Raw genomic sequence first — 15,453 nt, 5'->3', positions numbered from 1 at the left:
TTGTCATCTCGGAATTGCAAAGCAATATCCGAGATCTACTCACAGAGTGTTGTAAATTCACCAAGGTTTTTCGCCTTATTAATTCAACAAATGTAGCCCGTGCGGCAGCGCATCACCAAAGGCGCGTTTAGACTCCGATTCATCCATCTCTTTCACTTCAGTGACCAGTGAAACCCAGGACTGTGGCACCTTACTGCTTTTCAGTTTTTCGATTACCTGCTCTCTGAACTCTTCGGAAACATCAAACAGTCTGTCGCCGGTTTTACGGCAGAGCATGACGGCAGCAAAACCGATAATCGGCTCTTTATTCCAGTTCTGTTTTATCAGTTCCGGAAGCCAGTGTTCAATCTGCTCTCTTGGGATCACGCTGTGCTGACTGCCGTACATAAGTCGGCGAGAGCCCAGACGACCAAGCGCCCACCAGTGTGCCTGTGCATGTTGCGCCTGAGAGGTGGCTTTGTTGATAAACCAGGTGGCAAGAAGCACCTTGTCTTCCACATCCAGATTTTCAAGCGAAGCGGCCAGGCGGACCATAGCTTCGTAGCCACGTTCCTGAGACTCTTTTGCTACTTTGGCATTTCTCAGTGAGCCCGGATGCAGATATTTGGCGATATCAGCGAGGATCTGCTCCTGCTGCTCCTGATTCAGACCTCCGGACACTCTGCGCCAGAACACCCACCAGTCACTCCAGCCCTGATGATTCTTGTACTGGATGTTATGCTGATAAAGGTTCCATGCCTGATCCATTCGCCATTCGTCAGCCAGGTCACCAAATCCCGGACGCAGAGAGTAACCGGCCAGCCTTAGCCAGTTTTTCTCATGCTGCTCTGAGCGTCTTCTCCGTTTTCTGCCTTTTGCCAGCGCATCGAAAATCTGACGGGTGGTTTTGAAATCCCACTCTTCACGTTTTCCAAGGCGGCGTTCCAGTTCTTTAACCAGAGTTTTGATGGTTTTAGGATCGGCGGATTTTTTATTGCCGCTGAATGTGAAAGCAATCAGCTCCAGAGACTCTAGCAGCTTCGGAGAAATTGCTTCAGACTCCTGAGCAAGTTCCTGTTTGCCGCGAACTTCAAATTCCACCGCCCATCGCTGAGCTTCGTCCTCTGTGCTGACACACTCAATCTGCAACGTGCCGACCTCAGAAAGCTTACAGGCCAGCTGAACTTCAACGCGTTCTTTCTGGTTAGCATGCAGTTCACCGTTCGAACTTCCTTCAAGTGTTGTGATATAAGGCGGAAGAGGGGTAAACAGATCCGCATCGACTTTATACAGCGCGCCGTTTAATGCCGCCTTATCGTCGGTAAGTTTATCGTGCGTGGAGGTGAGAATACTAAAGCGCACCGGTTCACCAAGCGTTAATGAGAACTTACGGCCACTTAAACGAATTTCCTGACCTTCTTCGGTTCCTTTTGCCAGCAGACAGAGCGCATTGCCCAGCCCTTTTTTCTCAGGAAGGTGCAGAAGATAAGAACGAGCTGAACCGCCACCGATTTTTAGCTGAGCACCACGGCGGGCTTTGGCAAAAGCGACCGCACCGAGGGCAACGGACAGATCGGGATGAGGGTTACTCAGTACCGATACCGGGTTATTGTTCCAGCCGGACAGCAGTTTGGTCACACGCTCTGTGACCAGTTCGCTGTTAAATACGCCGCCGTTAAGCAGCAGGCCAACCGGCACCGCAGGCTGGGTGCTGTCGGTAATGCCAAGCGCGTTTTGTGAAACGGACTGATGCTGCTGCAAAAACTCTGCGATATGTTTTGAAACCGCAGGGTCGGCAACATAAGGTAGACCAAACTCTACCACCGCGCTTTTGCGTTTGTCGGGCAGTTCATCAAGCGCAGTCAGAGGGAAGAAGCCATCAAGGGCAATCTTATGAACTTCCTCTTTGGATACGGCAATACTTTTGGTTCCGCCCAGTAAGCGGGAGCCGCTTCCCAGCATAGTGATCTTTACGCTTTCCTGTGCGTCAGGAGCCAGCAGGTTTTCTTTGGCTTTACGCGTTTGCTGAATCAGCTTGGTCAGATTAGAAGCGTTTAGTTTTTTCTCTTTGCTCAGCCTTTGTTCCGCAAGATGCGCCAGTGCCAGGTCAAGGTTGTCACCCCCCAGCATCAGGTGCTCGCCCACGCCGATCCGGTTAAGCGAAAGCTCGTCCTTGTTGATGTTGGCTTCGATTAAGCTAAGGTCGGTGGTACCGCCGCCCACATCACAAACCAATACCAACGGGATTTCCGCAAGTTCTTGTTTTGCACTTTCAGAGTGGCGTGAATACCAGTCGTAACAAACGGCCTGAGGCTCCTCCAGTAGAAGGATTTTATCCAGCCCGGCCAGTTTTGCCGCTTCAAGAGTAAACTTACGTGCGCTTTCATCAAAGGAAGCCGGAACTGTAATCACTACTTCCTGATTTTCCAGCACATTAATCGGATTGTGGTAGTTCCATGACTGTCTGACATGGTTCAGATAACTGGCTGTGGCGAGTACCGGTGAAACCTTATCGACATCATTATCTGCCACCCAAGGCAGTATTTCGGACTTACGGTCCACCCCCTGATGAGACAGCCAGCTTTTGGCACTGGATACCTGGCGGCCTTCAATTTTGCTTCCCAGCTCCCGCGCCCATTCACCAACAATTGCAGAGGGAATATCGCCTTCTACCGGTTGATTCTCCCAGGGAAGAACCAAATCAGCGGAAGAAAAATGTCCCGAAGCCGGATGAAAACGAAAAGAGGGCAGCAGGGGTTTTCGGACCACTTCACCCGGACCGATAAGCTGGTCTATTTCAAAGACAGTTACCGGCGCGTTTTTCAGATCTTTTTCAATTTCACTGTAGGCGACAACGATATTGGTTGTTCCTAAGTCGATACCGACTAAGTAGCGAGGAGAGGCCATTTATGGTCCTTATAATCGGGAAGTGCTACAAGAGATTATAGAAAATTCAGCGCCTTTTGATAAGGCGCTGAATAGGAGTTTATTTATGCTTCGGCTGTTTCGGCTTCAGTTTCTGTGGCGTTTTCGCGCACATCGAATTCAACATGCCATTTCTGACCGTTATCTGTTGCAACCGCTTCCAGGTAGAGGGTACCCAGTTCTGTTACGCGAGAAGCCAGTTTTACCGGAACCACTTCACCTTCATTGCGCCCTTCGGATGCCTGAAGGGTAACCTGAATTTCAGGGAGCTCTTCCAGCTCTTCCGGTTTCCAGTAATCCAGATGTGTACCGGCTTCATCTTCGCGACGAATGGTGGAACCGTAGAACTGGAACTGAACCGGCTGACCGATAATCAGGCCAAATTCTTTATCTTCCACCTGAGCGCTGGAGCCTTCTTCCATACCGAACGGCGCAACACAGATGGCTTCCATCGGAGGCGCCATACCAGGAATCGCCGGCATAGAGCTTTCGATGCCCACATAGTAGCTGCTTGCAATACCGCCACGGATACGCACGCCGTTGCCTTTTTTCACCGTGCCGTAGTAAGACGCACCGTTGGCAACTGCAAGGTCAAGATCCAGACCGGACAGTTTTTTCGCTTCTGTACCTTCTGCCTGAGTAATCCAGCTGTTAATGGTAGAAGTCAGACGCTCTTCAAGCAGCGAAGACTTAAGCACGCCACCGTTAAACAGGATGGCCGTTGGCTTGATAAAGTCAACAGGCTGCTGCTCACCGAACATTCCGCCAAACACATCCTGAGTCGCATCAGACTGCTTGCAAAGGAAAGCGGCGATATGACGGGTGATGGCTGCGTCCTGCGCGTAAGGCAGACCCATCTGAGTAAGAGCGCTACGCGTGCTCTGCATCGGGTGTTCACTGACCTGTACCTGAGGGAAGAAGCCGTCAACCAGAGTTTGCTGCACTTCTTCTTTGGTCAGGTCAGTTTTCAGTGTGCTGCCAAGCAGTTTTGAACCACGGCTTGGGATCACGATTGGCACGGACTGAACGTCTGCATCGTCAAGCAGCACTTCTTTTGCATCACGACAAGCCTGAGTAATCGCCTGAATCTGCCATGGCTGAAGATCTTTACCTTCCTGAGCCATTTTCATTTTAATGCGGTAAGCCAGGGCAAGGTCCATATTGTCACCGCCCAGAAGAATATGCTCACCAACAGCCACACGGTTCAGGTTCAGATTGCCGTCTTCTTCTGTTACAGCGACCAGAGAAAGGTCGGTTGTACCACCACCGATATCAACAACAAGGACAACATCACCAACTTCAACTTCGTTACGCCACTGGTCGTCGCTGTTGTTGATCCAGCTATACAGAGCAGCCTGCGGCTCTTCAAGCAGAGTCAGGTGCGCGAAGCCAACGTTGCGCGCGGCTTCTGCAGTCAGGTCGCGCGCTGCCGGGTCAAAGGATGCCGGAACGGTAAGGGTGATATCCTGATCTTCCAGTCTCTGCTCCGGATTTTTATGGTTCCAGGCATCTTTCAGGTGCTCAAGATAAAGCTCTGTCGCGCGCAGAGGTGACACTTTTTCCACTTCTTCAGGGCTGCCCTGTGGAAGGAAAGCGTCTCTGCGGTTTACGCCACCATGGCAAAGCCAGGATTTTGCACTGGCCACAAGGCGCATTGGTGTTTTGCTGCCAAGGTTTCTTGCAATGGCACCAACAAGCGCATTTGGTTCTGTTGTCCACGGTAGTGTGCGTGAACCTTCGCCCATTTCGTGTTCATGTGGCTGATAAAGGAAAGATCCAAGCTGGCTTTTCTCTTCTACCTGGCCCGGAGCGGTTAACTGAGGAACGGCAAAGGTGTTAACCTGAGTTTCCTCGCCATGTTCTGAGTATGAAAGTACGCAGTGCGTGGTACCTAAGTCGATACCCACACTGTATTTTGCGTTATGGTTTTCCATTACAGCTCTACCTCCGCCGGTGCAATTACTGACGCATCATAGTTTTCTGCAAGCTTAGGCAGAGTCACTTTATCGGCTTTCCAGCCTTTGTGGATTAGCGTGCCGGTATATGGCGCGCTGCCGGTCACATTGCCGGTCAGACGTACCGCCTGAGGGTTAAATCCTTCATTAAGAGTGATTCGGGTCTCTTCATCTTCAGTGCGAACGTGAGAAAGCTGCACATAATCGGTAAGCACCTTCTGGCCGCCTGAGTGGATAACGCGGGCTGCTGCGCCCACTTCTTCATCGGAGAAACCAGCCAGATCTTCTTTAAGGAAATCAATTAAACGCGCTTCGCTCTGGAAAATAGAAAGAAGCTGCATTGCAGAATCTGTGGAAGCAGTTTTTAGCTTAGATTCAACTTCAACGACTTTCTCAACAACTTTCTCTACTTCTACAACCTTTTCAACTTCAACGATTTTTTCCACCGGCTTTTCTACTTCTACAATTTTCTCTACCGGTTTTTCCACTGTTTTTTCGATTACTTTAGATTTACGCGATACTGCTACTGCAAGTAATAAAAGAGACGAGGCCGCAAGCCCACCATGAAGCATGTCAAAAGTGGTCGGAATCAGGCTCATATCAAAATTCATATTTTGCTCTCTGTTTTGTCTATCCGCTAAGCATACATAGCTTACGGATGTAACCATTTATAAATAACTGCCAATAGAATTGGGATTATCACGAAAAATTTCAAGTATATAAATAATTTTTATCTTTGTGATAGCAGAGGTGAGAAACTTTTTCAGAGGAACTAGAGTTTAAATATGATTTTAAGTTCGCTAGAATTCGCGTCTTAATTTTTCTTAACGATGAGTTTGCTATGAATTACAACCGGGTCGTTTGTTTCGATTTGGAAATGTGTTGCTGGAATGTGGATGGTAAGGGAACAACCGGTGAAATCATCGAGGTGGGCCTTGCCGAGATTGATCTGGCAAAAAAAGAGATCGTCAAACGCGCGCAATATTACGTAAAGCCGGAAAAAGATGAAATCTCGCTTTTCTGTAGTGAGCTAACCGGTATTACGCCAAGAAAAATCCAGAAGCAGGGCAGACCGCTTGCTGAGGTTATTCAGTCAATGGTGAAGAACTTTGGCGGCCCGAATAAAATTTACGCTGCCTGGGGCAGGGATGACCAGATTCTGAAGCTGGAATGTAAAGCAAAAGATATTGAGATGCCTTTTAATGAGTTTATAAACCTGGCAACCATATTCCGTATGCAGAACCGTCTTAAAGATAAAAGAATCGGTCACCGCGCCGCGCAGGAGTCGAAAGAGATTGAGTGGGAAGGCCGCCAGCACTCCGGGTATGTTGATGCGTATAATCTGGCTAAACTGGCTCTGGAAATGCTTTAAATACTTTAGTTATCTTTTTAAACATGGGCTTAACGTGTCAAAGAACGGTTCTCCCCCTTGAGTGAAAAAGCCTAACTGGTTGATAAAGCTAATAGAAGGGGGAGTTAGAGGGGGTTGGTTATGCCATGCATGGTTAGACCACCAAAATTTAAACCCATGAGAAACAACCCCTCCCTGCCTCCCCTTCGATGCTACTTCTTCGAAAATCCGGCCTTTCGAGGCTAAGGGGAGGAGCATTCTTTGGCTCCTTAAACTTGTGTATAAGAGTTAACTTTTTCCCTTCTTTGGGCTTTTTACACAGGTTTTATATAAGCATCAGTTACTTATCAGTTACTTCCAGTTTAGCTCGGATAAACTCACTGTGGTCAACATATAAAAGCTCTGCCACTTTCCTGATCACCGAATCTTCCATCGGGTCAATATGCCCGTCGGCATTGGCGACTTCCCACATGGCTTTGACCAGGTTATAGCGTTGCTCCTGGCTTAGCTCTCGCAGGTGTGACGTGAAGTCATACAGTGAGGCAGATTCTTTCACTTTCTTCTGTGCTTCAGTCAGCAGCGACTCAGCTTCTTCTTTACTAATTTCGGTCAGGTGTTGAATTAACGCCAGTTTTGCGTTGTACTCTTGCTCTTCTACCTGATAATCGGCGGCGGCCACTTCACAGAGCAGGGCGGCAATAGCCAGGTTTGGGTTAGTTAAATTGGACTCGGAAAGGTCATTTCCGTCTAAAAACTGTTTGAACAGTGAAGTGATTGACTGAAGCATAATAGAACTCATTTTTTACAGCGTACTTTATACATTGTAGCTTTATACCAATACCAGTAATTAGCTGTTCAGTGATTGCGCAGGAAAAATCGCTAAGAGCAAGGCAAAATTTGCAGTAACTAGTGGATCTAATTACAAAAATTTTAACGCAGCTATTAGCGATTTTAACAAGCAAGGATGAACAGATAATTGCTGGGATTGGTATTATACGTTAATTCCAAGCTATTCATTACACAAATTTACACAGGAGCAAAAAGCGTGGAAGAAGTTTCCCAAACCATAATCATTGCCATGGCGGTGATCTTTGCCGGGTCATTTGTGCAGAGTGCTATTGGTTTTGGGCTGGCTATTGTCGCGGCTCCCATTCTTTTTCAGATATCTCCTGAATATGTTCCGGCGCCTATTTGTGTTGTCGGTTTTTTTGTTTCAGTGCTTAATACTCTGAAATATCGCCAGAATATTTCGGTGGGAGGGTTAAAAGCCGCTCTTATCTGGCGCGTTCCGGGTTCGATTTTGGGGGGCGGATTAATCAGTCTGGTTTCTGCTTCTGTTTTATCGCTTTGGCTTGGAATTTTGGTACTTATCTCTCTTGGAATTTCTCTGTTGCCGTTTAAGTTAGAACCGACCCCGAAACGTATGGCCTTTGCGGGATTGCTGTCTGGCTTTATGGGAACCAGCTCCGGAATAGGCGGCCCGCCGATGGCGCTGCTGCTTCAACATCAGGAAGCCAACACCTTGCGGGCGAATCTTTCGGCTTTCTTTCTGTTTAGCTCAGTGATCTCTATTGTTGTGCTTGTGGTTATGGGGCATTTTACTTTGCACCAGTTGTATATCAGCCTGCCGTTATTGCCTTCCACCTGGCTTGGCTATAAGGCAGCACGCGCTTGTGTGGATAAGCTTTCTAAGGAGTGGATCCGGCGTTTTGCGCTGACATTGTGTCTGATAAGTGGTTCATCTGCGATTATTGATGGATTGATTTGAGGCTAGGAATCCCAACTTTCAGGATCTTCCAGAATTTCAATAATATCTGAGCTGCTTTTTTCGTGGCCCATAACAAAAAGCTTAAGAAAGATTTCAGCCTTGGTTTTGGAATCGTGAGATTCCAGCATCAGCTGTTCTATCTTATCTTTAATCATTGTAAGCTCATGCTCGACAAAACCACGCGCCTCCTCGTCACCCTCTATCTCGTCCGGTGCGTTATCAAATTCCAGATGCACCATTTCGCCGTCAAACTGCGCATCTGTCAAACGCTCAGGAAGCCAGATTTCTCCGGTGACAATATCGGGGTCTTTGGCATCGGGCAGGGTGTCAAAAAATGATTTAAGTTCAGATACTTTCACGTTTGTTTTCTGCTTATTGTTTAGGCTTCACCTATTCTAGCGGCAAAGAGGTGAAAACATTAAGTGTTTTTGTTGTGAGTTAGGTATTTACTGACCTTGTGGTACAATCGCCGCAATTTTTCATTATGAAGGTATAGCTTTGACAATGTCTCAGCAGAGCACCGATAAATCTGGTGCAGATAAAAAACAAAAAAACAGCAATTCTCCGGCAACTCTGAAAAAAGCCCTTCGTGAATGCCTGATTCGCGACCGTTTCAGGCTGCAAAAACGCATTAATGGCGCAAGTAAAATTAAAAACGAAAAGTCCAGAAGTGCGGTATTTGATGAAATAGCGATGGATATCGCCAGATCCATGATGGCGGTGCAGGAGCGTAGCCAGAACAAACCTAAGATTGAGTACCCGGAAATACTGCCTGTCAGCCAAAAGCGCGACGATATCGCCAAAGCGATTGATGAAAATCAGGTGGTGATTGTTGCCGGTGAAACCGGCTCGGGTAAAACCACTCAGCTTCCGAAGATCTGCTCAGAGCTGGGCCGGGGTAAATATGGTCTGATTGGTCACACTCAGCCGCGAAGACTGGCAGCCCGCTCAGTGGCAAACCGTATTGCAGAAGAGATGGAGACCCGGCTGGGCGATTTTGTCGGTTATAAGGTTCGTTTTAACGATCAGATTTCCGATAACACCCAAATTAAACTGATGACAGACGGTATTTTACTGGCTGAAATTCAGCACGACCGATATCTGAATCAGTACGACACCATTATTATCGATGAAGCGCACGAACGCTCGCTGAACATCGATTTTATTATGGGTTATCTGAAAGAGCTTTTGCCGCGCAGACCCGACCTTAAAATTATTATCACCTCAGCAACGATCGATCCGGAACGTTTCTCTAAGCATTTTAATAATGCACCGATTATTGAAGTCTCGGGCAGAACCTATCCGGTAGAAACCCGTTACCGACCGCTTCATTCGGAAGAGGCCGACGACAGAGACCAGCTTGAAGGTATCTTTGAAGCCGTTGATGAGCTGTGCAATGAAGGTCTGGGCGATATTCTGATCTTTATGAACGGTGAGCGTGAGATACGCGATACCGCCGATGCACTGCATAAACGTAATCTGCGTGATACCGAGATTGTGCCTTTGTACGCGCGTCTTTCTGCCGGTGAGCAGAACAAGATTTTCCAGCCTCATGCCGGGCGTCGTATCGTGCTGGCAACCAACGTAGCAGAAACTTCGCTGACGGTTCCGGGCATTAAATATGTTATCGACCCGGGTACGGCGCGTATCAGCCGTTACAGTTACCGGACTAAAGTACAGCGTCTTCCCATTGAGCCTGTTTCTCAGGCCAGTGCAAACCAGCGTAAAGGCCGCTGTGGCCGTGTGGAAGAGGGGATCTGTATCCGCCTTTATTCGGAAGAGGATTTTCTTTCCCGCCCTGAGTTTACCGATCCTGAGATACTGCGAACCAACCTGGCGTCGGTTATTCTGCAGATGACGGCACTGGGCCTTGGCGATATTCAGGCCTTCCCTTTTGTAGAAGCGCCGGATAAACGTAATATCCAGGATGGTGTTCGCCTGCTTGATGAGCTGGGTGCAATCAATGACAAAGCGAAAGATCCTAAGAAACGTCTTACTGCGATTGGCCGTAAGTTGTCACGTCTGCCGATTGACCCGCGTCTGGCAAGAATGGTGATTGAAGCGCCGAAATACGGCTGTCTGAAAGAGGTGATGATTATCGCTTCTGCGCTCTCTATTCAGGACCCGCGTGAGCGTCCGTCGGATAAGCAGCAGTCTTCCGATGATAAGCACAAAAGGTTCTTTGATGCGGAATCGGACTTTATTACCTTTGTAAATCTTTGGGATTACATTCAGAAGCAGCAAAAGGCGTTATCCGGCAATCAGTTCCGCAAACAGTGTAAGCAGGATTATCTGAACTATCTGCGTGTGCGGGAATGGCAGGATGTCTATTTCCAACTGCATCAGGTGATGCGTGAACTGGAAACCAAGCTCAATGATGAGCCTGGCAGCTATCACGGTATTCACAGCTCGCTGCTGGTTGGTCTTCTTTCGCATATCGGCATGAAAGATCAGGAGAAGAACGAATACCAGGGCGCGCGTAATGCCCGTTTCCATATTTTCCCGGCTTCCGGACTGTTTAAAAAACAGCCCAAGTGGGTGATTTCTGCTGAGCTGGTTGAAACCTCCAAGCTTTGGGGACGTGTGGTTGCTAAGATTCAGCCGGAGTGGATTGAACCTCTGGCCGGTCACCTGATCAAACGCAGTTACAGTGAACCGCACTGGTCGAAAAAGCGCGCGGCGGTGATGGCTTATGAGAAGGTGACGCTTTACGGAATACCGGTGGTACCGAAGAGGCTGGTCAACTACGGGCCGATTGATTCGACGGTAAGCCGTGAAATCTTTATCCGCTCTGCGCTGGTGGAAGGTGACTGGGAAACCAGACACGCCTTCTTTAAGCAGAATCAGAAGCTCATTAACGAAGTGGAAGAGCTGGAGCATAAGTCACGTCGCAGAGACATTCTGGTCGATGATGAAGATCTGTTTGAGTTCTACGACCAGCGTGTGGGAACGGAAGTGGTTTCCGGCCGTCACTTTGATACCTGGTGGAAAAAGGCCGGTCAGCAAAACAAAGAGCTGCTGAACTTTGAAAAAGAGATGTTGTTCAGAGGCGATGCCAGCCATGTTACGGATCTGGATTACCCGAACTTCTGGCATCAGGGCGGGTTGAAGCTCAAGCTTTCCTACCAGTTTGAGCCGGGCGATGACAGTGACGGTGTCACCGTTCATATTCCGCTGCCAATTCTGAATCAGGTTGAGCAGAACGGCTTTGACTGGCAGATCCCCGGGTTGCGTCAGGAATTGGTTATCAGCCTGATCAAATCTCTGCCAAAAACGCTGCGCAGGAATTTTGTTCCGGCGCCAAACTACGCCGATGCCTTTCTTGCCAGAGTCACGCCAATGGAAGCGCCGCTTCTGGATGCGCTAGAAAAAGAGTTGCGCAGAATGACAGGTGTGGAAGTGCTCCGTGAAGACTGGAACTTAGAGCAGGTACCGGAGCATCTGAAGATGACATTCAGAGCAGTGGATCACCGCAGACGTAAGCTGAAAGAGAACAAAGATATCTTTGAGCTGAAAGAGAGCCTGAAAGATAAGGTTCAGGAAACACTTTCCAAGGTGGCCGATGATGATATTGAGCAGCAGGATCTGCACACCTGGAGCTTTGGTGAACTGCCTAAAGTCTATAAACAAAAGCGGGGCGGCTTTGATGTAAAAGCTTACCCGGCGATTGTGGATGCCAAAGACAGCGTTGAAATTAAGCTGTATGAAACCGAGCATGAGCAGCAGAGCGCGATGAAAGCCGGTCAGCGAAGACTGGTTCTGCTTAACGTGCCGTCGCCGATCAAATACCTGCACCAGAACCTGCCGAATAAATCTAAGTTAGGCCTTTACTTTAATCCTTATGGAAAAGTGTTGGATCTGATTGATGACTGTATTGCCTGCGGGGTAGATAAGCTGATTGAAGAAAAGGGCGGTCTGGTCTGGCAGGCTGATGAGTTTGAGCAGCTTAAAGAGTTTGTTCGTGGCGAGCTGGGTGATACCGTTGTGGATATCGCTAAACAGGTCGAAACGATTCTGACCACCGCCTTTAATATCAACAAAAAGCTGAAAGGCCGGGTCGATTTATCCATGGCATTTGCACTTTCTGACATCAAGTCACAGATTGAGGCTTTGATTTTTAAAGGATTTGCGACAGAATGCGGCTGGAAAAAACTCCCGGATATTCTAAGGTATATGAAGGCGATTGAGCGAAGGATGGAAAAACTGCCAATCGACCCGAACCGTGATCGTCTGCATATGCTTAAGATTGAAGCGATATATTCAGACTACAAAGAGTTACTGAATAAAATTCCTAAGGGAGTTGTCGTGCCGGATAATGTTAAAGAGATCCGCTGGATGATTGAAGAGTTGCGAGTCAGTTACTTTGCTCAGCAGTTGGGTACGCCTTATCCGGTTTCAGATAAACGTATAAAAAATGCGATAGACGCCTGTTAGGCATAAAACTTGTATAGCCTACAGGGAACTATCAAATTGCAGGACTAGTGGCATTATTTTGCCACATCCTTTTTACAAGCGGAGAAGGTAAGGTATGAAAAAGGCACTATTAGCATTGACACTGGCAAGCTTTGCCGGTTCTGCAGCAGCGGATGCACTGATTTATGGTGGCGCGAAAGTCGGTCAGTCAAATTATGAAGGTAAAGATTCTACCTCAACCGAAGTTTATGTTGGCACAGGGCTGCTGCCATTTCTGGGGCTTGAGGCTGGCTATGTCAATCATGGCTCGTTCGAAGTAACGTCAAATCTGGATACGGATATAGACTCAGTGTATTTCGCTGTTCGTCCAAGCATTGATATTGGTCCTCTGCATATTTATGCTCGCGGTGGTGTTCATCGTTGGAACTGGGAAACAGGTGCCCTTGAAGATGATGGTACAAATATGCTGTACGGTGTTGGCGTTGAATACTTTATGGCCGGACCTATCGCTATCGGCGCGGGCTACAGTGTTTATGAAATGGATGACCGCGATGACATTGAACAGTTTACGCTAACAGCGACATTCCATTTTCTATAAATTCAATTTAACCAGTTGTTAACATTAAAAAAGCCGGCATTTGTCGGCTTTTTTGTATTAATGGATATCTCTATGTATATCAAAATATTGAAGTTATTCAATCAGGCATCACAAAACCGGGATAAATAAAGGTGAATTCACGCTTTTCATACTACTACTTATGAGTGGCAGATGCTTTTTTAGCCGATAATCCGCGCATAGTGTGATAATTCTATCGAAATAAAAAACAACATTTGCGTTTCAAAGGTATTGCAGGCTTATACTGATAGTTGTGTTATTTATAGCTTGTCACTATTGCTGGGATTGATATAACAACGTCGGGAAGACCAAACGTGAGTAGGGACCCCATACATGCCAGTCTGTCGCAGACCGTTGCTGCAAAGACTGGAGAATAATTAGATCCACTTGTATAGGAAGTTTACTGCCGGATGCAAAAATTTAAATTTCAGATAATTGGGACTATCAGTGCCATCATAGTGCTGATAGCGACGACTCTTGTCGTTTTAAGCTATAACGCTTTTAAGTCAGAAAGTGTTGAGCTTAACAAGGAGATCCTGCGTCAGAGAAATCACCTTATTCAGACTGAGCTGGTGGAAAAGTTTACCAGTTATAAAAAAATCCTTTCCTCTGTTCAGGTAAATGAGTCTGACATCAACGGCGATGCACTTTCTGCTGCTGCAACCTCTCAGCTAAGCGCGCTTTCACTGATTCAAAAAGGGGATAGTGATGGTATTTATCTGTTCAGAAAGAACGGTGATATTTACGCTAAAAATGGCGCTAAACTTGGTGTAAACGTTAAGCAGCTAAAGCGTTCCTACCATAAGGCGCTGTTTAGTGACGGTAAGTCCTTCTTTGTATCTGAACCCTATAACTCAGCGGCGACAGGTAAAAAAATTGTTAGTGTGGCATATAAGCTGAACCAGGATATTGCGGTTCTCTCTGCTATGTATGTCGATACCATTTTCGGTGAGCTTAGCAAGCGCAAAGATATGTTTTTGTTCACTAGTGGGGGCACCATTCTCCTTGCTCCATATCCTGATTATGTCGGTGAAAGTATTTACGATAAGCGCCCTCTGTATAAGCAATTTAGTGTCGATTCACCAGAGCTGTCATACGATGCCGTTGTTGACGGAGAGAACGTCGCTTTTACCGCTTTCTGGGATCAGATTGAGGTGAGTGAATGGGGTTATGCTAACTTTGTCCGTGACAGCGTTATTGAAAAAGGCGCAAATGAGCAGTTAACCGCGTCTCTTATTATCGGCTTGGTCTGCCTGGCTATTGCCGCTGTGGTTCTGCTTATCGTCGTAAATAAGCTGATCCTAAAACCTGTGGGTGGTGCTCCGGAAGAAATCGCTTCTCTGATGGAAAACATGGCTTCAGGGGATCTGACTCAGAACCTGAACGCTTCTGCTGATGATTCAGGGATTTATAAGTCTTTGGTTAATTTCTCCGGCCAGCTTTCTGAACTGATTAAAAACTCTCACGGAATTTCGCAGAGCGTCTCTTCAGCATCACAGGAGCTGAATGTGGTGATGAATACTTCGCAGCAAAATGCCCAAAATGAGCTTAGCCAGGTAGAGCAGATTTCTACCGCGATTAACGAGTTGTCCACCACCTCTCACGAAGTCAGCAACAAAGCGGTGATGGCAGAAGATGAAACCAGAAAAGCGAAAGAAAACCTGAACAGTGGTAAGAACACACTTGAGAAGAATATCGTTTTGAATGCTGATATTAATGGTTCAGTTACTGAAACCGCCACACTGGTGGAAGAGCTCAGAGAGTTTGCTGTAGAAATCGGTTCAGTGACCGAAGTGATTAACGGTATTTCAGAGCAGACCAATTTGCTGGCTTTAAACGCCGCAATTGAGGCTGCAAGAGCGGGCGAAGCAGGACGGGGGTTTGCGGTAGTGGCGGATGAAGTGCGTAATCTGGCGTCTAAAACTCAGGAGTCGACGGTCAGTATTCAGGAGATTATTGGTAAGCTTCAGGATCAGTCTGAGCGGGCCAGTCAGAATATGGCGAAAAATGTTGAGCTGATCGAAGAGTCGGTCTATCTGGCTGACAATATTAAAGCATCGTTTGAAGAGATCTCCTCTTCGGTTGAATCAATCTCCGAAATTAATGCTCTGGTTGCCACGGCTTCTCAGCAGCAGCATAGTGTGACTGAAGAGATCTCTAAGAATACGACGCAGACATTCGACCTGGTTCAGCAAAATGTTTCTGCCGTGCATCAAACACTTCAGGCCTCTTCCGAGTTATCTCAGCTTGCTGAAACGCAGCAGAGCGAACTCGCTTACTTTAAAGTTAAATAACGACTTCGGGTGCAGTTCTGACTTGGGCTGCACCACTTTCAATTCAGTTGCATTCGTTTCTCTTCTTTATCCTAAACAGAAACGGCAAATATCCCATTTTGTTTATAAGAATACGAGCAAGTTGTCAGTTTCTGACGTATTATCGATAGAAT

The 15,453-nt window shown here is 47.2% G+C and carries 10 protein-coding genes; 5 read left to right on the top strand and 5 right to left on the bottom strand.

Going from position 1 to position 15,453, the window contains the following annotated elements; genetic code table 11:
- Positions 1–78 precede the first annotated feature (78 nt).
- From L3Q72_RS07795 to L3Q72_RS07785, 3 genes are all read right to left on the bottom strand, one after another.
- Complete coding sequence (locus L3Q72_RS07795) at positions 79–2,886, bottom strand: Hsp70 family protein (protein ID WP_275129394.1); 2,808 nt, start codon at positions 2,884–2,886, stop codon at positions 79–81.
- An 83-nt stretch (positions 2,887–2,969) separates the two neighbouring features.
- Positions 2,970–4,838 (bottom strand): Hsp70 family protein, encoded by a 1,869-nt coding sequence (locus tag L3Q72_RS07790; protein WP_275129393.1) that lies wholly within the window; start codon positions 4,836–4,838, stop codon positions 2,970–2,972.
- A complete protein-coding gene (locus tag L3Q72_RS07785) occupies positions 4,838–5,470 on the bottom strand; it encodes a DUF2760 domain-containing protein (RefSeq protein WP_275129392.1) in 633 nt (210 codons plus the stop codon). Before L3Q72_RS07785 ends, L3Q72_RS07790 begins: the two co-directional genes overlap by 1 nt.
- Positions 5,471–5,700: 230 nt before the next feature.
- Here L3Q72_RS07785 and L3Q72_RS07780 point away from each other — a divergent pair, with 230 nt between their 5' ends.
- On the top strand, positions 5,701–6,231 hold the full coding sequence (locus tag L3Q72_RS07780; RefSeq protein WP_275129391.1) for a 3'-5' exonuclease: 531 nt from the start codon (positions 5,701–5,703) through the stop codon (positions 6,229–6,231).
- 319 nt (positions 6,232–6,550) lie between these two features.
- On the opposite strand, the gene L3Q72_RS07775 is transcribed toward L3Q72_RS07780, so the two are convergent.
- Entirely contained in the window at positions 6,551–6,997 is a 447-nt protein-coding gene (locus L3Q72_RS07775) for a DUF533 domain-containing protein (RefSeq protein ID WP_275129390.1), read from the bottom strand.
- A 291-nt stretch (positions 6,998–7,288) separates the two neighbouring features.
- Here L3Q72_RS07775 and L3Q72_RS07770 point away from each other — a divergent pair, with 291 nt between their 5' ends.
- Positions 7,289–7,978 (top strand): sulfite exporter TauE/SafE family protein, encoded by a 690-nt coding sequence (locus tag L3Q72_RS07770; protein WP_275132086.1) that lies wholly within the window; start codon positions 7,289–7,291, stop codon positions 7,976–7,978.
- A gap of 2 nt (positions 7,979–7,980) precedes the next feature.
- Here L3Q72_RS07770 and L3Q72_RS07765 read toward each other — a convergent pair whose 3' ends face one another.
- Positions 7,981–8,337 carry a hypothetical protein gene (locus L3Q72_RS07765; RefSeq protein ID WP_275129389.1) on the bottom strand — a complete coding sequence of 119 codons (357 nt, stop codon included), beginning with the start codon at positions 8,335–8,337 and terminating at the stop codon, positions 7,981–7,983.
- Between the two features lie 145 nt (positions 8,338–8,482).
- Between L3Q72_RS07765 and hrpA the strand changes: the two genes are divergently transcribed.
- The 3 genes from hrpA to L3Q72_RS07750 all read left to right on the top strand — a co-directional run bounded on the left by hrpA (position 8,483) and on the right by L3Q72_RS07750 (position 15,301).
- Positions 8,483–12,412, top strand: a complete 3,930-nt coding sequence (gene hrpA, locus L3Q72_RS07760; RefSeq protein ID WP_275129388.1) for an ATP-dependent RNA helicase HrpA — start codon at positions 8,483–8,485, stop codon at positions 12,410–12,412.
- A gap of 94 nt (positions 12,413–12,506) precedes the next feature.
- On the top strand, positions 12,507–12,989 hold the full coding sequence (locus L3Q72_RS07755) for an outer membrane beta-barrel protein (RefSeq protein ID WP_275129387.1): 483 nt from the start codon (positions 12,507–12,509) through the stop codon (positions 12,987–12,989).
- A gap of 428 nt (positions 12,990–13,417) precedes the next feature.
- Positions 13,418–15,301 (top strand): methyl-accepting chemotaxis protein, encoded by a 1,884-nt coding sequence (locus L3Q72_RS07750; RefSeq protein ID WP_275129386.1) that lies wholly within the window; start codon positions 13,418–13,420, stop codon positions 15,299–15,301.
- Positions 15,302–15,453 lie beyond the last annotated feature (152 nt).

It is taken from the genome of Vibrio sp. JC009 (assembly GCF_029016485.1).
GTDB lineage: Bacteria > Pseudomonadota > Gammaproteobacteria > Enterobacterales > Vibrionaceae > Vibrio.
This window is presented reverse-complemented; position numbering and strand designations above follow the sequence as displayed.